Origin of the sequence: Serratia sp. C2(1), from assembly GCF_036352655.1 — a bacterium.
GTDB lineage: Bacteria > Pseudomonadota > Gammaproteobacteria > Enterobacterales > Enterobacteriaceae > Serratia > Serratia inhibens.
In genome coordinates this window covers 1250180-1269554 of sequence record NZ_JAZFBA010000001.1, presented here as the reverse complement: position 1 = coordinate 1269554, position 19375 = coordinate 1250180, and the positions used below count along the sequence as shown (strand labels likewise).

Sequence of the window (19375 nt, the reverse complement as noted above, 5' to 3'; positions counted from 1 at the left end):
GGCACTCCTTAACGATCTTTCGGGTCGAGGGCGTCACGCAGACCATCGCCGATAAAGTTGAAACAAAACAGAGTGACAACCAGGAAACCCGCCGGGAACAGCAGCAACCACGGTGAAACTTCCATCGAGTTGGCGCCATCGCTGAGCAATGCGCCCCAGCTGCTTAACGGCTCCTGCGTGCCCAGCCCCAGGAAGCTGAGGAAGGATTCGAACAGGATCATGCTCGGCACCAGCAATGAGGCGTACACCACTACCACGCCGAGCACGTTAGGCACGATATGGCGCAGAACGATATTTCGGGTGGAAACCCCGCATACCAATGCCGCTTCGATAAATTCTTTACGTTTTAAGCTCAGGGTTTGCCCACGCACAATACGCGCCATATCCAGCCACGACACCATGCCGATCGCCACAAAGATCAACAGGATATTTTGGCCGAAGAAGGTCACCAGCAGGATCACGAAGAACATGAACGGGAAGGAGTTGAGGATCTCCAGCAAGCGCATCATCACCGAGTCGGTCTTGCCGCCCAGGTAACCCGACATCGCGCCGTACAGGGTACCGACAATCACCGCCACCAGCGCTGCGGCCACGCCGACCATCAGCGAGATACGCCCGCCAATCGCTACGCGCACCAGCAAATCGCGGCCGGAGGAGTCAGTGCCGAAGTAGTGCGCCGATTCAAGGCTCGGTGCGGCCGACATCATCGCCCAGTCGGTATCGTCATAGGCGAACTGCGACAACCACGGCGCTACAATCACAAACAGGGTAATCAGCGCCAGCACAAACAGGCTGCTGACCGCCGCACGGTTATGCACAAAGCGGCGACGGGCATCCTGCCACAGACTGCGCCCTTCCACTTCCAGCTTTTCGCTGAAGTGTTCCAGAGCTTCGCTGTTCTTTTTCGTCAACATCATTTGCGTGCTCCAGCTTAATAACGAATTTTTGGATCGATAACGGCGTACAGCACGTCCACGATCGCGTTAAACAAAATAGTCAGGCCACCCACCAGAATGGTCAGGCTCAATACCAGAGAATAGTCGCGGTTTAGCGCACCGTTAACGAACAGTTGGCCGATACCCGGCAAGCCATAAATGGTTTCGATCACCATCGAACCGGTGATGATGCCGACAAAGGCAGGCCCCATATAGGAAAGCACCGGCAATAACGCAGGCTTCAATGCATGACGCAGAATGATGCGGCGCATTGGCAGGCCCTTGGCGCGAGCGGTACGGATAAAGTTTGAGTGCAGCACTTCAATCATCGATCCGCGCGTGATACGGGCGATACTGGCAATATAGGCCAGCGATAACGCTACCATCGGCAGGATAATAAATTTCGGTGCCCCGCCGTTCCAACCGCCGCCCGGCAGCCATTTCAGCGTGATGGCGAAAATCAACACCAGTAACGGTGCCACCACGAAACTGGGTATCACCACCCCGGTCATGGCAAAGCCCATTACCGTATAATCCCATTTGGTGTTTTGTTTCAGCGCGGCAATGACACCGGCACTAACCCCCAATATCACCGCCAGCAAAAACGCGGCCAGGCCCAATTTGGCCGAAACCGGGAAAGAGGCGGCCACCAGATCGTTGACCGAATAATCCTTGTATTTGAAGGACGGGCCGAAGTCGCCTTGCGCGAGCTGGCCTAAATAGTTGAAGTACTGCTTGTAGATAGGATCGTTGAGGTGATATTTCGCCTCAATGTTGGCCATCACTTCAGGCGGTAACGCACGTTCGCCGGTAAAGGGACTTCCCGGCGCCAGGCGCATCATAAAAAACGAAATGGTGATCAAAATAAACAGCGTCGGAATTGCTTCCAGACAGCGGCGTAGAATAAATTTTAACATTGCCCGTACCTGTTCCATGAATCCGCCGGCCATCGACGTACGTATCGGCGGCGGATTTCTAGCCTTTACTTCAGCTCTATCATTATCAGCCGATCAGTGGCGAGGCGCCGGAGCGCCCCGACATTAAAATCAATGTTTGATAATATAAAGATCTTTTACGTGGAGATTATCCAGCGGGTCTTTACCGGTATAACCGCCAACGTAAGGTTTCACCAAACGGGCGTTCACGTAGTAATAAACCGGCACAATGGCTGAATCTTTATCCAACTGGACTTCGGCCTTTTGGTACAGGGCTGCACGTTCGTCGTCAGTTTTCGCTTTCAGGGTATCGCCAATCAGCTTGTCGAATTCCGCGCTCTTATAATGTGCAGTATTGTTGCTGCTGTCGGACAACATGGTATTCAGGAAGGAGGAAGGTTCGTTATAGTCCGCACACCAGCCGGCGCGTGCAATATCGAAGTTGCCCTGATGGCGGGTATCCAGGAAGGTTTTCCACTCTTGGTTAACCAGCTTCACATCTACGCCCAGGTTTTTCTTCCAGATAGAGGCGGCAGCGATCGCCAGCTTCTTGTGGAGATCCGACGTGTTGTACAGCAGGCTCAGCGTCAAGGGTTTGCCTGGACCGTAGCCGGCTTCAGCCAGCAGTTTCTTCGCTTCTTCGTTACGCTTGTCCTGGGTCCAACCGAACCATTCTGGTGGTGTCAGCTTGGCACCGTCGGTGTATGGCGGGGTGTAACCGTAAGCGGGCAGATCGCCCTGATTTTTTACTTTGTTAACGATGATATCGCGATCCATACCCAACTTCAGGGCGGTACGCACGCGCACGTCGGTCAACGGCGACTTCTGGTTGTTGATTTCGTAGTAATAGGTACACAGATACGGATCGACGTGAACTTCTGTCGGGATCTCTTTTTTCAGCTTCTGGAACAGTTCAATCGGCATGTTGTTATAGGTCATGTCGATTTCGCCGGTGCGGTAACGGTTGACGTCCGTTACTTCTGAAGAGATTGGCAGGTAGGTAACCTGGTTGATCACGGTTTTGGCGTTATCCCAGTATTCCGGGTTGCGCTCCAGGACGATACGCTCGTTCACCGTCCAGCCTTTCAATTTGTATGCGCCATTGGCCACAAAGTTCTGAGGCTGGGTCCACTTCTCGCCAAATTTTTCTACCGCGGCTTTATTGACTGGCGACATGGAAGGGTGCGCCAGCAGTTTAGGCAGATAAGGCACCGGCTCGGTCAGCGTCACTTCGAAGGTATGATCGTCAATCGCTTTCACACCGAGCGTTTCCGGCTTTTTCTTGCCGACGATGATGTCGTCGATATTGGCAATGTGCGCGTACTGCACATAGCTGGCATACGGAGAAGCGGTTTTAGGATCGGCCAGACGCTGCCAGCTGTAGACGAAATCTTGCGCCGTAACCGGCTCACCGTTCGACCATTTTGCGTCTTTGCGCAGGTGGAAGGTCCAGACTTTAAAGTCTTTGTTATCCCAGCTTTCCGCTACGCCGGGAACGATGGCGCCATTTTGATCATTGATGGTCAAGCCTTCCAGCAAATCGCGGGAGACGTTGGACTCGGGCACCCCCTCAATTTTATGCGGATCCAACGACTGCACTTCTGCGCCGTTGTTACGTACCAGCACTTGTTTCTCTGCCAGTTGCACACCTGCCGGCACGTCGGCCGCCATGGCACTTCCGGTTGCTGTGATGCCCAGCGCGGCAATGATGCCGGCGGCAAGGAGGTTTTTTTTCGTGATGTTGGTCATTGATATACTCCAGTTTTTATTATCACAGACTCATCGTGGAGCCTGCGTTGCCCGTGAGCGGACCTTGTTATACCGGCTGCCGATGAACGAAGGCGGCAGCCGGCCTTCCCTGTATTACTCCCCCGTTGTTGGCGTGGCGTAATACCCCTTTTACTGCTTGATGATGTACAGATTTTTTACGTCGGTATAATCCAGCGGATCTTTACCGGTAAAGCCCCCCACCGACGGTCTGATCAGGCGTGCGCTGACGCGGTAATACACCGGGATCAACGCAGAATCTTTGTCCAACTGCGCTTCCGCCTGTTGGTAAATAGCGGCACGCGCAGCCTCATCCGGCGCCTTCAGCGTACTGGCTATCAGGGCGTCGAATGCCGGGCTCTTGTAGAAGATCGTGTTGATGCTGCTATTGGACACCACCAAATTCAGGAAAGCGCTGGGCTCGTTATAATCGCCGCACCAGGTCGCACGCGCCACGTCGTATTGGCCTTGATGGCGGCTTTCCAACGAGGTTTTCCACTCCTGATTGCGCAACGTGACATCCGCCCCGAGGTTTTTCTTCCACATCGAAGCCGCAGCGATCGCCTGCTGTTTGTTTTGATCTGAGGTGTTGTACAACAGCGTGAACTTCAAGGGGTTTGCCGCAGTGAAACCGGCTTGCGCCAACAGTTTTTTCGCTTCGGCATTACGCTGCTCCTGGCTCCAACTCGCCCATTCCGGCGCGGTGAACCTGGCGCCATCGGTAAAGGTTGGAGTGAAGTTGTACGCCGGGATCTGGCCCTGCCCCATGATTTTGTTGGCGATGATGTCGCGATCGAGCGTTAATTTCACCGCAGTGCGCACCCGAACGTCGGTAAAGGGTGCGCGCTGATTATTGATCTCGTAATAAAACGTGCACAGGAACGGGTTAACGTGCAGTTGCTCCGGGATTTCTTTTTTCATCTTCACGAACAGGTTCGGCGGAATGGCATTGTTGGTGATATCAATCTCACCGCTGCGGAAGCGGTTGACGTCGCTGACCTCTGAAGCGATCGGCAAGAAGGTCGCCTGGTCGATAATCGTTTTTTTGTTGTTCCAGTAGCTCGGGCTGCGCTCAAGCACGATGCGCTCATTCACCACCCACTCTTTCAGGCGGTAAGCGCCATTGCCGACGTAGTTGGCGGGCAACGTCCATTTATCGCCAAACTTTTCAACTGCCGCTCGTTTTACCGGTTTCAGCGAGGTGTGGCTCAACATGCTGACAAAGTACGGCACCGGCTCACTCAGCTGAACCTGCAGCGTCTTGTCATCGATGGCCTTAACGCCAAGGGTTTGCGGTTTTTTCTTGCCGGTCAGGATAGCGTCAACGTTTTCAATTTTGGCATATTGCAAATAGCTGGCGTAGGGGGAACCGATTTTGGGATCGGCCAGACGCTGCCAGCTGTAGACAAAGTCCTGTGCGGTAACCGGGGATCCGTCGCTCCACACCGCATCCGGGCGCAGGTGGAAAGTCCAGGTTTTAAAATCCTGATTTTCCCAGGTTGCCGCGGCGGCCGGCACCACATGCCCATTGGCGTCGGTGCTGACCAATCCTTCCAGCAGGTTAAGAATGATATTGCTTTCAGGCGTTCCTTCGACCTTGTGCGGATCCAATGAAGCGACTTCGCTGCCATTGTTGATCACAATGCTTTGCTGTTGGGCCAATTGCACCCCTGCCGGGACATCGGCCGCCTGTACGGAATAAACGGCGCCGAGATTCAGCATGCCGGCAAAGAACATGGTCAACGGTGTGCGCTTCATTGTTTGCTGCATAGTCGAGGCTCCTTTTCACCAACAAGCATTGCTTATCGATATTCGTGAAGTATTTATAAGAATTCTAAATAACGGACACCAGCAAGAATCGTTCCCACTTTGACGACGCTTTGCAATTAATGAAGCGTATAAAGTTGCTCGGAAATTAGCAGAAGCCAAATTCCATAGCCAATAATTTTTACGAAAATGTTACGCAATTCTCTTTTATTGACCAAAGTGCGATTTAGCGCATCCCCACCCAGACAACCGCAACACAAATCAACGTAATGATTTAATTGATAAAAATAAGAAAACCCATTACACAAGCCCCATGGGAAAGACCGGCAAGCACAACAAAGAAACATTCATTTAACAAAGCGGCAGTTCAAAGAACAAACACCTGCTTATACGCGGTTAATCACTAATAACACCTGGATGAAAGCGAGACAAGCCCTACAGAATGATGTGACTAAATTAACAGCAGATTTGACGTCAGGCAGGCGATAAAGGGCAAAAAAGGCGCAAGATAAGGGTTAAAAATAACGCTTAGAGCTTTTATTGAGCAGCAAAGTGAGATTTATGCCACATTCTGGTGCAAGTGAAGAAAATTCATTCATATTTCGCACTATAATAATGCGAGCTGATAATTAATTTTAATTCTTAAAATTAATTTGAGTCGCGAATTATCCTATTCGCGACTCGCCGACCTGATTACAGCAGCCCCGGGAATATGGCTTTAATACCGGTAACAATAAACTCGATACCCAATGCCATCAGCAACAACCCCATAATACGGGTAATAACGTTGATGCCGGTTTGCCCCAAGAGTCGCACCAGCAAAGGAGCGGCACGGAACAGCAACCAACAGCAGAAGGCAAACAACGCAATCGCCAGGCTAAAGCCCAGCAGGTTTTGCCAGTTATGGTAGCGGGAACTCCAGACTATTGTAGAACTGATGGCGCCCGGCCCCGCCATCAGCGGCAGCGCCAACGGCACTACGCCAATGCTTTCACGGATCGCGCTCTCTGATTTTTCTTGTTTGTTCTGTTTATCTTCACCCAGCTTGCCGCTGATCATCGACATGGCAATGGTCACCACCAGAATGCCGCCGGCAATGCGGAACGAATCAATGGAAATGCCGAACATGCGCAAAATCCCCTCCCCCAGAAACAACGAGGTCCACAGGATAATGGCGACCGACAGGTTGGCGGTCATGTTCGTTTTATTACGCCCGGCCGCTGCCTGGTAGCTGGTCATGCTGATAAACACCGGCAAAATGCCTACCGGGTTCACCAGTGCAAACAGGCCGACAAAAAATTTAATGTAGCCGGAAAAATCCAACAGAGATTGGCCCACAAATGACTCCGCTTAAATAGCTCAGAAAAGTGATACTGCCTACGCGCGCTAATGTAATGGAATTGCCACGGGTAATCCATTGGCCGAATGCAGCATTTTTATCCCTTAAGAGCAAACAATCTGAAATAATTCGCTATTGTTAAATCAATGTACGGTTTATGATTTTTTATGTTTAAAAAAAAGCGTCTGCCACAGGTTTATTGAGAGTAATTCTCAACAACTCAAGCTGAATGGTGTCAGCTTGCACTTTTCATGATTTAAATCACAAAACCGCTAATCAAGAGTAGTTAAGCTCTTAGTCGTAGTCAGGGAGTAGAACAGGTTAAGGAAAAAGAGGTATCTCTGTTCAGCCCGCCGCTTCTCCCCGGAAGCCGTGGGAAAGCTCTTTAAGCAAATCAGCAGCATGCGTTGTACAGTACGGAAAGCCCTTGTTTTTAAGCAGCATTTTCCGCTTGGGTGTCTATACTAGTTGCTCGCACGGCTTATTTACTGAAAGAGTTTAACATTATCAGGAGAGCATTATGGCTGTAACGAATGTCGCTGAACTGAACGAGCTAGTCGCACGTGTCAAAAAAGCCCAGCGCGAATATGCCAACTTCACTCAAGAGCAAGTTGATAAAATCTTCCGCGCTGCTGCCCTCGCCGCTGCCGATGCCCGTATTCCCTTGGCCAAAATGGCCGTTGAAGAATCCGGTATGGGTATCGTTGAAGATAAAGTGATCAAAAACCACTTCGCTTCAGAGTATATCTACAACGCTTATAAAGATGAAAAAACCTGCGGTATCCTGTCCGAAGACGATACTTTCGGTACCATCACCATCGCCGAGCCTATCGGTCTGATTTGCGGTATCGTGCCGACCACCAACCCAACGTCTACGGCCATTTTCAAAGCGCTGATCAGCCTGAAAACCCGTAACGGCATTATCTTCTCTCCGCACCCACGTGCGAAAAACGCCACCAATAAAGCCGCGGATATCGTGCTGCAAGCTGCGATTGCCGCCGGGGCGCCAAAAGATATCGTCGGCTGGATTGATCAGCCTACCGTTGAACTGTCCAACCAGTTGATGCACCACCCGGACATCAACCTGATCCTCGCTACCGGCGGCCCAGGCATGGTGAAAGCCGCCTACAGCTCCGGCAAGCCTGCCATCGGCGTCGGTGCCGGTAACACCCCGGTGGTGGTTGACGAAACGGCGGATATCAAACGCGTCGTTGCTTCGATCCTGATGTCCAAAACCTTCGACAGCGGGGTTATTTGCGCCTCCGAGCAGTCTGTCATCGTTGTGGACTCCATTTATGATGCAGTGCGTGAACGTTTCGCTTCCCATGGCGGCTACCTGCTGCAAGGCAAAGAGCTGAAAGCGGTCCAGGACATCATTCTGAAAAACGGCGGGTTGAACGCGGCCATCGTGGGCCAGTCCGCACCGAAAATTGCCGAAATGGCCGGTATTAAAGTGCCTGCAAGCACCAAGGTGCTGATCGGTGAAGTGAAGCTGGTTGATGAATCCGAACCTTTCGCTCACGAGAAACTCTCTCCGACGCTGGCAATGTATCGCGCCAAAGACTTTGAAGACGCCGTCAGCAAAGCCGAAAAACTGGTCGCCATGGGCGGTATCGGCCATACGTCCTGCCTGTATACCGACCAGGATAACCAGCCGGAACGCGTTGCCTTCTTCGGCGACAAGATGAAAACCGCACGTATCCTGATCAACACCCCGGCTTCTCAGGGGGGTATCGGTGACCTGTACAACTTTAAACTCGCTCCGTCATTGACGCTGGGCTGCGGTTCATGGGGGGGGAACTCCATCTCTGAAAACGTCGGTCCAAAACACTTGATCAACAAGAAAACTGTAGCGAAGCGAGCAGAAAACATGTTGTGGCATAAACTTCCGAAATCAATCTACTTCCGCCGTGGCTCACTGCCTATCGCGCTGGAAGAAGTAGCGACCGACGGGGCAAAACGCGCCTTCATTGTGACCGACCGTTACCTGTTCAATAACGGCTATGCAGACCAGATCACCCGGGTTCTGAAATCGCACGGCATTGAAACAGAAGTGTTCTTTGAGGTAGAAGCGGACCCAACATTGACCATCGTGCGTAAAGGCGCCGAGCAGATGAACTCCTTCAAACCAGACGTGATCATCGCGCTGGGCGGCGGTTCACCGATGGATGCTGCGAAAATCATGTGGGTCTTGTACGAACACCCGGAAACCCATTTCGAAGACCTGGCGCTGCGCTTTATGGATATCCGTAAACGTATCTACAAGTTCCCGAAAATGGGCGTCAAAGCGAAAATGATTGCCGTCACCACCACCTCAGGCACCGGTTCGGAAGTCACGCCGTTTGCGGTAGTGACCGACGATGCGACCGGCCAGAAATATCCGCTGGCTGACTACGCGCTGACGCCGGATATGGCGATCGTTGACGCCAATCTGGTGATGAACATGCCGAAATCGCTGTGCGCCTTCGGCGGCCTGGATGCGGTTACCCACGCGCTGGAAGCTTATGTTTCGGTACTGGCGAACGAATACTCTGACGGCCAGGCGCTGCAAGCGCTGAAATTGCTGAAAGAGTATCTGCCTGCCAGCTACAAAGAAGGCGCCAAGAACCCGGTCGCCCGTGAGCGTGTGCACAACGCCGCGACCATTGCCGGTATCGCGTTTGCCAACGCCTTCCTGGGGGTTTGCCACTCCATGGCCCACAAACTGGGCTCTGAGTTCCACATCCCGCACGGCCTGGCCAACGCCATGTTGATCTCCAACGTCATTCGCTATAACGCGAACGACAATCCGACCAAGCAGACGGCCTTCAGCCAGTACGACCGCCCTCAGGCACGTCGTCGCTATGCCGAGATCGCCGACCACCTCGGCCTGAGCGCCCCGGGCGACCGTACCGCGCAAAAAATCGAGAAGCTGCTGGTATGGCTGGATGAGATCAAAACCGAGCTGGGCATCCCTGCTTCCATCCGTGAAGCCGGCGTGCAGGAAGCCGATTTCCTGGCGAAGGTCGACAAACTGTCCGAAGACGCTTTTGACGACCAGTGCACCGGCGCCAACCCGCGTTATCCGCTGATTGCCGAACTGAAGCAAATCATGCTGGATACCTTCTACGGCCGTAAGTTCAGCGAAGCGGACGATGAAGAAGTTGTGGTTGCACCGGTTGCGGCCAAAGCGGAAAAAAAGTCCAAAAAATAACGGTTCATTGAGCCGACAAAAAAACCGCCGAAAGGCGGTTTTTTTTATGCTGCGGGATAATTCACTCGACCTTGCAGCTCAATAGTGCCAAAACGCCCCACAAAGCACGCTACGCCGTCCAGAGACTCATTCCGGTGCGTGTATGGCTTCCTTGTAATGTTTGCGGCAAACGGACACATAGCTCTCGTTACCGCCTATCACTACCTGTTCACCCGCATGCATTGCCTGACCGCTTTCATCCAGCCTTAGCACCATATTCGCCTTGCGACCGCAATGGCAGATGGTTTTCAACTCCACCAGCTTATCCGCCCAGGCCAGCAAATATTGACTGCCTATGAACAGCTCCCCCAGGAAATCGGTGCGCAGCCCATAACACAGCACCGGAATATCCAGTTGGTCAACTACGTCGCACAATTGCTCAACCTGTGCCTTCGTCAAGAATTGGCTTTCATCCAATAACACGCAGTGTACCGGCTGCTGCTGATGTTCCTGAGCAATCATGGCATAGAGCATGGAATCATTATTATAGAGCTGCGCCTGGGACGACAACCCGATGCGCGAACTCACCTTACCGACGCCAAAACGGTGATCGATTTCAGCAGTAAACACCAGCGTGCGCATACCACGTTCTTGATAATTATATGAAGATTGTAACAGCGCGGTGGATTTTCCCGCATTCATAGCAGAATAATAAAAATAAAGTTGAGCCATGGGCCCGCAACTCCAATGGTATAAGAAATATTCAGACGTTGATTCAAGCGCTAAGTGTACCATAACCCGGCTGCCTGCTCATGTTCTCGGATCAATATCCCGGCAAAGGTAATAGCAGGCTTTCAAATGAAACATTTCGTTCTGACCCGCCCCCCCTTTTACATCTATTTACAGGATAATCTTTGCCTGCCATCACTATTAATTACCGCTAATGATTTGCCCTCGGCATTAATGGTTAAGCGGGTGGAGAGATGCCGCTGCACCATCGCAACCCCGTTACAGGTTCGAATCTATTAGCCCTCCAGGGTGACGCCGAGAAATTTAATGACATAAAACAGGCAAAGGCACAGTTCTTGACGTTATCTTTACCTGCATACCCCCATTGTTTACAATGTTTGCAGACTAAACCGCGTGATTGAGCCCACAGAATTCATCGTAATATTGATATAAAACACAATTATAACTTAGCCATAAATGCCTTGCAGCCCCGTCAAACATAGTGCGGCTGTTGAAAATTTGACTTAAAAATGGAGGTTGTAATACTTAACATCCCTACCTATATTAGTCGGACTGATCTGATTAATCGTTTTTTTAAAGATAAATTTGAGTACTCCTTTCAATTTGGCTATTGCAGAAAAGAAAAGAGCACTCTATTATTATCCAGACGCCCCCCACCAATATAATTTGAGACTAGGACAATGAGCGAAGCATTAAAGATTTTGAACAACATCCGTACTCTACGCGCACAGGCAAGAGAATGCAGCCTGGAAACGCTGGAAGAGATGCTTGAAAAACTGGAAGTTGTTGTGAACGAACGTCGCGAAGAAGACAGCCAGGCTCAAGCAGAAGTGGAAGAACGCACTCGTAAATTGCAGCAATATCGTGAAATGCTGATTGCTGACGGTATTGACCCGAATGAACTGCTGCAAACTATGGCTGCAACTAAAGCTGCCGGTAAAGCTAAACGTGCAGCACGTCCAGCCAAATACCAATATAAAGACGAAAACGGCGAACTGAAAACCTGGACCGGCCAAGGCCGTACACCAGCAGTGATTAAGAAAGCTATCGAAGAGCAAGGTAAATCTCTGGACGATTTCCTGCTGTAATAGCGTTTCGCTGCATGTTAAAAAGGCTCCCTCGAGGAGCCTTTTTGTTATGCGTATTTTCTGCGTTCCTGTCCTGCAGCTTAGCTTTTAGGCAAATATCCGATACACGCAAAACCTCTCACTCTTCTTATCCCCGTTAACTACTGGCAGCCAGACGTTTTTCAAGCCATAAAAAAGGGGCCGTAGCCCCTTTATAACATTGCTCAGTTGTTCAATTACTGAACTTTATAAAATGACTTATACCACTCGACAAAGCGTTTCACGCCTTCTTCAACGCTGGTTTCCGGTTTGAAGCCGATAACACGATAAAGATCGGCGGTATCGGCACTGGTATCTAAAACGTCACCAGGTTGCATCGGCAGCATATTCTTGCGCGCCTCAATCCCTAACGCCTGCTCCAGTGCGTGAATATATTCCATCAGCTTCACCGGGCTGCTATTGCCGATATTATAGACATGATAGGGTGCAGAACTGGTCGCCGGTGAACCCTGCTCGACCGTCCATGCCACATCGGACTGAGGAATAACCGCCTGCAGTCGCACAATAGCCTCAGCAATGTCATCAATGTAGGTAAAGTCGCGGTGCATCTCACCGTGGTTATATACATCGATACTTTCGCCCGCCAATATGGCCTTGGTAAATTTAAACAATGCCATGTCTGGGCGGCCCCATGGGCCATATACGGTAAAGAAGCGCAGACCTGTGGTCGGAATACCATATAAATGGGAATAGCTGTGCGACATCAGCTCATTGGCTTTTTTGGTGGCCGCATACAATGACACCGGATGATCAACAGAGTCTTCTGTCGAAAATGGCAGTTTGCGGTTCAGGCCGTATACCGAACTGGAAGAGGCATATAACAGATGCTCAACTTTATTGTGGCGACACCCTTCAAGCACATTTAAATGACCAATGAGATTGGCATCCGCGTAGGCCAGAGGATTTTCCAGCGAATAGCGCACGCCCGCCTGTGCCCCAAGGTGAATCACCCGTTGAAACTTCTGCTCTGAAAACAGCTCCGCCATACCTTCGCGATCGGCCAGGTCCAGCTTAATAAACTGAAAGTCGGATTTGTCTGAAAGCAATTCAAGGCGGGCCATTTTCAGGCCCACATCGTAATAATCATTCAGGTTGTCGATACCGACAACCTGATGCCCGGCAGCCAACAAACGCTCAGCAACGTGATAGCCAATAAATCCTGCAGCGCCTGTAACCAGGAATTTCATGTTAACCCCTTAGATAACCGGCTGAATGGACGCGCCACGGCCAATTGCATAATACGTGAAGCCACGGCTTTCCAGACGTTCCGGATCAAACAAGTTACGGCCGTCAAAGATTACCGGCTGTTTCAGAGTACCTTTAATCACATCGAAGTCCGGCGCGCGGAAATTCTGCCATTCGGTACAAATAACCAAGGCGTCAGCACCCTGCAGTGCCGCCTCTTTGGTGCCTACCAACTTCAGGTCGTCACGCTGACCATAGATACGCTGAACTTCGTTCATAGCTTCTGGGTCGAAGGCCTGCACGATAGCACCCGCTTCCCACAGTTGCTCCATCAGCACACGGCTGGATGCCTCACGCATGTCGTCGGTATTCGGCTTGAAGGCCAGCCCCCACAATGCGAAGGTTTTGCCTTTCAGATCCTCACCGAAGTGATGTTTGATAAATTTGGTCAGCTTATATTTTTGCTGATAGTTAACCTGCTCTACCGCCTGCAGCAGTTTTGGCTGGTAACCAATATGCTCCGCGGTGCGGATCAGCGCTTGAACGTCTTTCGGGAAGCAGGAACCGCCATAACCACAGCCAGGGTAGATGAAATGGTAACCGATACGCGAGTCAGAACCGATCCCCTGACGTACTTTCTCAATATCCGCCCCCAGCATTTCAGCCAGGTTAGACATTTCGTTCATAAAGCTGATCTTGGTTGCCAGCATGCAGTTGGCGGCATATTTGGTCAGCTCGGCGCTGCGGATATCCATCATGATCATGCGATCGTGATTACGGTTGAACGGCTCGTAAAGCTCACGGATCGGCTCGATAACCTCTTTGTTATCGGTACCGATAACAATACGCTCCGGACGCATGCAGTCCGCAACCGCCGCGCCTTCCTTCAGGAACTCGGGATTGGAAACCACGTCGAAAGGCACTGTGCTACCGCGTTGCTTCAGGGTTTCTTCCATCACCTGGCGGACTTTATCTGCGGTACCGACCGGAACCGTAGATTTATCGATCACCACTTTGCGATCGGTCATATGTTCCGCGATGGTACGCGCGACGGCCGTCACATATTTCAGATCGGCAGAGCCGTCTTCGTCTGGCGGCGTCCCTACAGCAATAAACTGAATGGTACCGTGTGCAACGCCGGCTTTGGCATCCGTGGTGAAGTGCAAACGTCCAGCTTCAAAGTTCTGTTGCACCAACGGTGTCAGGCCAGGTTCAAAAATAGGGATATTCCCTTTTTTCAGGTTTTCGACTTTACGCTCGTCTACATCAATACACATAACGTCATGACCGACTTCGGCCAGTACCGCAGCCTGCACCAGGCCAACATAGCCAATACCAAAAACTGTTACTTTCATGGGAAAATCCTAGTTTTTCAAATTAAGACGAAAGATAAATAAATTACTTCTTATCAGCGGCCAGCAACTGTTGCAACCACTGAGAAAATTCTTTGCCAAGGCTGGCATGGCGCAAACCATACTCGACGAAAGCCTGCATGTAGCCCAGTTTGTTGCCGCAGTCATGGCTCACCCCTTTGAGGTGATAGGCTTCTACCGTTTCTTGCTGCATCAGCATTTCAATGCTATCGGTAAGCTGAATCTCTCCGCCGGCGCCTGGAGGCGTTTTTGCCAGCAACGGCCAGATATCGGCAGAAAGTACATAACGGCCCACAATGGCCAGATTTGACGGCGCTTCGTCTGGCGAAGGTTTTTCCACCACGCTGACCATCGGAGCGCTTTCACCCGCCTGCAGTTCATAACCCTTGCAATCCGCCACGCCATAATTGCCGACATCTTTCTGCGGCACAGGTTCGACCATGATCTGGCTGATACCGGTTTGTTCGAACCGCTGCAGCATTTCGTGCAAATTGTCTTTTTTCAGATCGGCGCTGTACTCATCAAGGATTACGTCCGGCAAAATCACGGCAACCGGCTCATCGCCCACCAACGGATAAGCGCACATAATGGCGTGCCCAAGGCCTTTCGCTACGCCCTGACGCACTTGCATCACGGTAACGCCCTTGGGGCAGATAGACTGGACTTCATCCAGCAACTGACGTTTAACGCGTTTTTCCAACATCGCTTCCAGCTCAAAACTGGTATCGAAATGGTTTTCAATCGAATTCTTGGAGGAATGGGTGACCAGCACAATTTCATTAATCCCTGCCGCAATGCATTCATTGACCACGTACTGGATCAATGGTTTGTCAACCAGCGGCAACATTTCTTTGGGGATGGCTTTTGTCGCCGGCAACATTCGTGTTCCCAAGCCTGCAACCGGGATCACTGCTTTTCTGACTTTACGATTTACAGCAGGCATTATTTCCTCTCTCTAATAGCGCTCGTTTTATGAGCTTCAGCCGCCACACAAAAAACCTTCGGAGTATACCAGCTTATGTCTGCCAGGCATTAGTCTGAGCACAAATAGAAAAAATTTAGGACAATTACCTAATCAGATTTCTTGAGGTAAAAATAAGCAGGTTCAATATTTGAATTTCAAATAACATTTTTACAATTGCTTACTGTTCAGCGCTGAGCATCAACCGCAGCCTGCCCCCAGAGCCCCAGACCTGACACTGCCAGGCGGAACAATGTTGGCTGATTTGATTCATGTAGGTCGCGCCCAGCATGCCCAAAGGCACGCCGTTGCTCAGTTGGATTTGATTGTCACCGGTATTCACATTGGCATGCAGGCCGGCAGAGACCAGAATCAGGTTTTTATATTCGGCGTGATAATAACCGACTAACAAGGGGAATTGCCCTTCCAACTTACCTTGTCGCAATAATTGATTAACTTGCTTTAACAATGTCGTCATTTGCGGTAGCCGATGACGCTGATTAGCTAAATGATCCTGCAATAATCCATTAAATAAAGCACGCAGCAACAGTGCCGCCAATACGCCATTATCGCCGGCCCGGGTTACATCCAGGCAATAGAAAGCGAGATCCTTATCCGACAGCGCCGCTATATCCAATACCAACCCCGGATTCTCGCCGGTGGTTAATTGCCGGTAATTGATCCGACAATGAGCTACGGTCTGTTGTACTGGCGGCTGAAGTTGTTTGAGCAATTTTACCGCTTCAGAAGGATTTTTACTCAACGCATCCCAATCTTTGAACAGATCGGCTTCTTCCAGAGCCGGAGAGGTAAACATATTGGGGTACAAACACCCCAATACCGCTTCACGCAACCGGTTGAGATCGGCCACCGGTTTTAGCAACACGTCCTGGACGCCCAAGCGCAGCACTTTGGCAATATCCGCCATTTTATCCGTAGCCGAAATCACCAGCACAGGGATTTTCACACCTTGCAGCCGCAGGTGTTCTACAAACTCGATCCCGCCCATTTCCGGCATAGCGAGATCGCACAAGATTAAATCGGGATGGACATCGTCTACTGCACTCAGCGCCTGCAAACCATTGGTCGCTTCACTGGTTTCCGCTCCCAACGATTTCAAATAGCCAACAAGCACGGAACGAAACACCAGTTCGTCCTCGACGATCAAAATGCGCTTGTGAGTGAATGGTAATGCCATCAGCCGAGCCTCTTCCCTTTTCATAGTGTAATAGTGGCTCAAAAAGGTCATTTACGCTTGCCGGAAAATTTCCCAACCGCACGTTGCGCCCCCTGGAACCGGTAGTTATTTATTTTTTATCAATGGCAACAACATATCGATCTGTTTTTCTACCGCCAGTTGTCCAGCCTCAATAGCTTCCTGGGCGCGGTGAAAGTCCAGCGTTGAAATCTGCGGGCAATAGGGTTGGATCAACACATCGGGAGGATCGCCTGCCATACGGTTGCGTTTCAACCGATTTTCCAACACCTGTATCGAAGTCCCCATGATTTCCATCGCCGTTGGCGTGAAATTAGGCTTTCTTAACGTCATCTTGCCGATTCGCTCCCGCAAACGCCCTCGCCAGTTACGGGCAGGAAGATCGTTCGGCTCTTCCTCATCGTGGCGGACCGAGAACAAATCCTGTTGCATCAAATGCGCATCATGTTGCAGATCAACGGCGATGACGATATCGGCGCCCATCGCGCGGGTTAATGAGATGGGAACCGGGTTGACCACGGCGCCATCGACCAGCCAATAACCGTCGAACCATACCGGCGCCAACAAACCGGGCATGCTGCATGAAGCACGCACCGCCTGATGGATATCCCCTTTCGTCAACCACAGCTCCCGTCCAGTACTCAGATTAGTCGCTACGGCACCAAATTTCAGCGAGCACTCGGCAATATCATCGATCTTCAACAACTGCCCCACCACATTGAAGACCCGTTCCCCTCGCAACAACCCGCCCCGTTGCCAGGATAAATCCATCAGCCGAATGACATCCCAATAGCTGAACGAACGCACCCAGGTTTCCATGGCCGGCAAACGATGGCTGGCAAATGCGGCGCCCACTAACGCACCAACCGAGCAACCGGCTACTATATCGACCTCTACGCCCAATTTCTTTAGCGCGTTGATAACGCCGATATGCGCCCAACCTTTGGCCGCCCCCGCTCCTAATGCCAGCCCCACTTTAATTTGCCGCATAACGTCTGCCCTTTGTCCGATGAATTGTATCAAACCAGCCGTCAGCGTAGATTGTCACGACCGAATAATGTTAGGTAACATATGCGCTAAATTATTTTCATCATCATTGGTCCGTTCCTTTGCGTTCCGGCCATATTAGGAGCCATCTTGCCTGAATTATGCCCCTGCGGCGGCGGTCTGGAGTATAGCGCATGCTGCGAACCCTACATTAACGGGGTCAAACCTGCTCCCACGCCAGGCACGTTAATGCGCTCGCGCTTTACCGCCTATGTGAAACACAACGTTGATTATCTGATTGCTACCTGGCACCCCGATTGCCACGCCGAGGAATGGCGCAAGTCCATTTTCGACAGTTTCAAAGGCACTGAATGGCTTGGCCTGACGGTGGTGGAAGAAAACGAAGGTCATGATGCCGGGGAAGGTTTTGTCGAATTCATTGCGCGCTTTGTTGACACCGGTAGCGACGAACACAAAGCGATGCATGAGCGTTCGCGCTTCCTTCAGCTTGACCAACGCTGGTACTATATTGACGGAACCAAACCCCAGCCTGGCAGAAATGCAATTTGCCCCTGTGGTTCAGGTAAAAAATATAAAAAGTGCTGCGGGCGCTAGCCGATTATCACTGTGCCCCATAGAGTTCGAGCCACAGCCGACAAGGCTGCTGCTTGAAGATGAAGACTATAAAAACGCTCGCCTGCACAGACAGGACGTTCAGTATCAGACAGGATCCTCATTCCCATGCCACACCAAAATGTACAAAGAAAAGTTTTGCGCACCATTTGTCCTGATGCCAAAGGCTTGATCGCCAAGATCACCAACATTTGCTACAAACATGAGCTCAATATTGTTCAAAACAATGAGTTCGTTGATCACCGCACCGGGCGTTTCTTTATGCGCACCGAGCTGGAAGGTATCTTCAACGACACCACACTGTTGGCCGATCTCGACAGTGCGCTGCCGACAGGTTCCATTCGCGAACTGCATAACTCCGGCCGCCGCCGCATTGTGGTGCTGGTGACCAAAGAAGCGCATTGCCTGGGCGATCTGCTGATGAAAAGCGCTTACGGTGGCCTGGATGTAGAGATTGCGGCGGTTATCGGCAACCACGATACACTGCAAACACTGGTGGAACGCTTCGATATTCCGTTCCATCTGGTCAGCCATGAAGGGCTGACACGCGACCAGCACGATCAAAAAATGGTGGCCCAGATCGACCAATATCAGCCGGATTACGTGGTGCTGGCCAAATATATGCGCGTGCTGACTCCGGCATTCGTTCAGCACTACCCGAATCAGGTGATCAATATCCACCATTCGTTCCTGCCGGCCTTTATTGGTGCGCGGCCTTATCATCAGGCTTACGAACGCGGAGTAAAAATCATCGGCGCTACCGCGCACTACGTTAACGATAATCTGGATGAAGGACCGATCATCATGCAGGACGTGATTCATGTTGATCACACTTATTCTGCTGAAGATATGATGCGTGCCGGGCGTGACGTTGAGAAAAACGCGCTCAGCCGCGCGCTGTATCATGTGTTGGCGCAGCGAGTATTTGTTTACGGCAACCGGACGGTTATTCTGTAATTGCTCAATATGCCCCGTGAATTTCAAGTTGCAGCGGGAGGCCACTTGCTCATCCCCAGCTATTGCAGGTGCGAATATATTCGCACCTCAAGGGGATAAAACGCAGCCAAAAACGCTGCAGCTTGAAAGGTGCGGGGTATAAAGCGGCGGCTTTCGTTCAGGAATGCACCGCCGCGGGCAAAAAAACGGCAAACGATTCATTTTCTGCATTTCAATACTTTACACACGCGTTTCATTTGATATGATGCGCCCCGCTTACCGAGACAGACGT

General features: G+C 51.2%; 15 protein-coding genes. 4 read left to right on the top strand and 11 right to left on the bottom strand.

The genetic code is table 11. The annotated features are described in order from the left end of the window. Window positions 1-8 precede the first annotated feature (8 nt). The 5 genes from oppC to V2S86_RS05870 all read right to left on the bottom strand — a co-directional run bounded on the left by oppC (window position 9) and on the right by V2S86_RS05870 (window position 6742). Complete coding sequence (gene oppC, locus V2S86_RS05890; protein ID WP_006321181.1) at window positions 9-917, bottom strand: oligopeptide ABC transporter permease OppC; 909 nt, start codon at window positions 915-917, stop codon at window positions 9-11. Between the two features lie 14 nt (window positions 918-931). Next, a complete protein-coding gene (oppB, locus tag V2S86_RS05885) occupies window positions 932-1852 on the bottom strand; it encodes an oligopeptide ABC transporter permease OppB (RefSeq protein ID WP_330761627.1) in 921 nt (306 codons plus the stop codon). Between the two features lie 129 nt (window positions 1853-1981). Continuing rightward, window positions 1982-3619 (bottom strand): oligopeptide ABC transporter substrate-binding protein OppA, encoded by a 1638-nt coding sequence (gene oppA / locus V2S86_RS05880; RefSeq protein ID WP_330761626.1) that lies wholly within the window; start codon window positions 3617-3619, stop codon window positions 1982-1984. 150 nt (window positions 3620-3769) lie between these two features. After that, window positions 3770-5407: an ABC transporter substrate-binding protein gene (locus tag V2S86_RS05875; protein WP_330761625.1), complete on the bottom strand. Its 1638-nt coding sequence runs from the start codon at window positions 5405-5407 to the stop codon at window positions 3770-3772. A gap of 690 nt (window positions 5408-6097) precedes the next feature. Further along, on the bottom strand, window positions 6098-6742 hold the full coding sequence (locus V2S86_RS05870; protein WP_043912971.1) for a YchE family NAAT transporter: 645 nt from the start codon (window positions 6740-6742) through the stop codon (window positions 6098-6100). A 521-nt stretch (window positions 6743-7263) separates the two neighbouring features. Between V2S86_RS05870 and adhE the strand changes: the two genes are divergently transcribed. After that, complete coding sequence (gene adhE / locus V2S86_RS05865; protein ID WP_330761624.1) at window positions 7264-9936, top strand: bifunctional acetaldehyde-CoA/alcohol dehydrogenase; 2673 nt, start codon at window positions 7264-7266, stop codon at window positions 9934-9936. 126 nt (window positions 9937-10062) lie between these two features. Here the strand turns inward: adhE and V2S86_RS05860 are convergent, their stop codons facing one another. After that, entirely contained in the window at window positions 10063-10647 is a 585-nt protein-coding gene (locus V2S86_RS05860) for a thymidine kinase (RefSeq protein ID WP_330761623.1), read from the bottom strand. A gap of 698 nt (window positions 10648-11345) precedes the next feature. Between V2S86_RS05860 and hns the strand changes: the two genes are divergently transcribed. Further along, window positions 11346-11753 carry a histone-like nucleoid-structuring protein H-NS gene (gene hns / locus V2S86_RS05855; RefSeq protein ID WP_006321188.1) on the top strand — a complete coding sequence of 136 codons (408 nt, stop codon included), beginning with the start codon at window positions 11346-11348 and terminating at the stop codon, window positions 11751-11753. Window positions 11754-11968: 215 nt separating this feature from the next. Here the strand turns inward: hns and V2S86_RS05850 are convergent, their stop codons facing one another. The 5 genes from V2S86_RS05850 to rssA all read right to left on the bottom strand — a co-directional run bounded on the left by V2S86_RS05850 (window position 11969) and on the right by rssA (window position 17517). Further along, window positions 11969-12979, bottom strand: a complete 1011-nt coding sequence (locus V2S86_RS05850) for an NAD-dependent epimerase (protein WP_330761622.1) — start codon at window positions 12977-12979, stop codon at window positions 11969-11971. A gap of 9 nt (window positions 12980-12988) precedes the next feature. Continuing rightward, window positions 12989-14332 (bottom strand): UDP-glucose dehydrogenase family protein, encoded by a 1344-nt coding sequence (locus V2S86_RS05845; RefSeq protein WP_119802552.1) that lies wholly within the window; start codon window positions 14330-14332, stop codon window positions 12989-12991. Window positions 14333-14375: 43 nt separating this feature from the next. Continuing rightward, entirely contained in the window at window positions 14376-15293 is a 918-nt protein-coding gene (galU, locus tag V2S86_RS05840) for a UTP--glucose-1-phosphate uridylyltransferase GalU (RefSeq protein WP_119802550.1), read from the bottom strand. A gap of 199 nt (window positions 15294-15492) precedes the next feature. Beyond that, on the bottom strand, window positions 15493-16509 hold the full coding sequence (gene rssB, locus V2S86_RS05835; RefSeq protein WP_330761621.1) for a two-component system response regulator RssB: 1017 nt from the start codon (window positions 16507-16509) through the stop codon (window positions 15493-15495). Between the two features lie 105 nt (window positions 16510-16614). Continuing rightward, window positions 16615-17517, bottom strand: a complete 903-nt coding sequence (gene rssA / locus V2S86_RS05830) for a patatin-like phospholipase RssA (RefSeq protein WP_330761620.1) — start codon at window positions 17515-17517, stop codon at window positions 16615-16617. A gap of 147 nt (window positions 17518-17664) precedes the next feature. Between rssA and V2S86_RS05825 the strand changes: the two genes are divergently transcribed. Then, complete coding sequence (locus tag V2S86_RS05825) at window positions 17665-18129, top strand: YchJ family protein (protein ID WP_330761619.1); 465 nt, start codon at window positions 17665-17667, stop codon at window positions 18127-18129. 126 nt (window positions 18130-18255) lie between these two features. Further along, the gene (gene purU, locus V2S86_RS05820) at window positions 18256-19104 is read left to right on the top strand and encodes a formyltetrahydrofolate deformylase (protein WP_006321195.1); all 849 of its coding nucleotides are present in this window, start codon (window positions 18256-18258) and stop codon (window positions 19102-19104) included. Window positions 19105-19375: the final 271 nt, after the last annotated feature.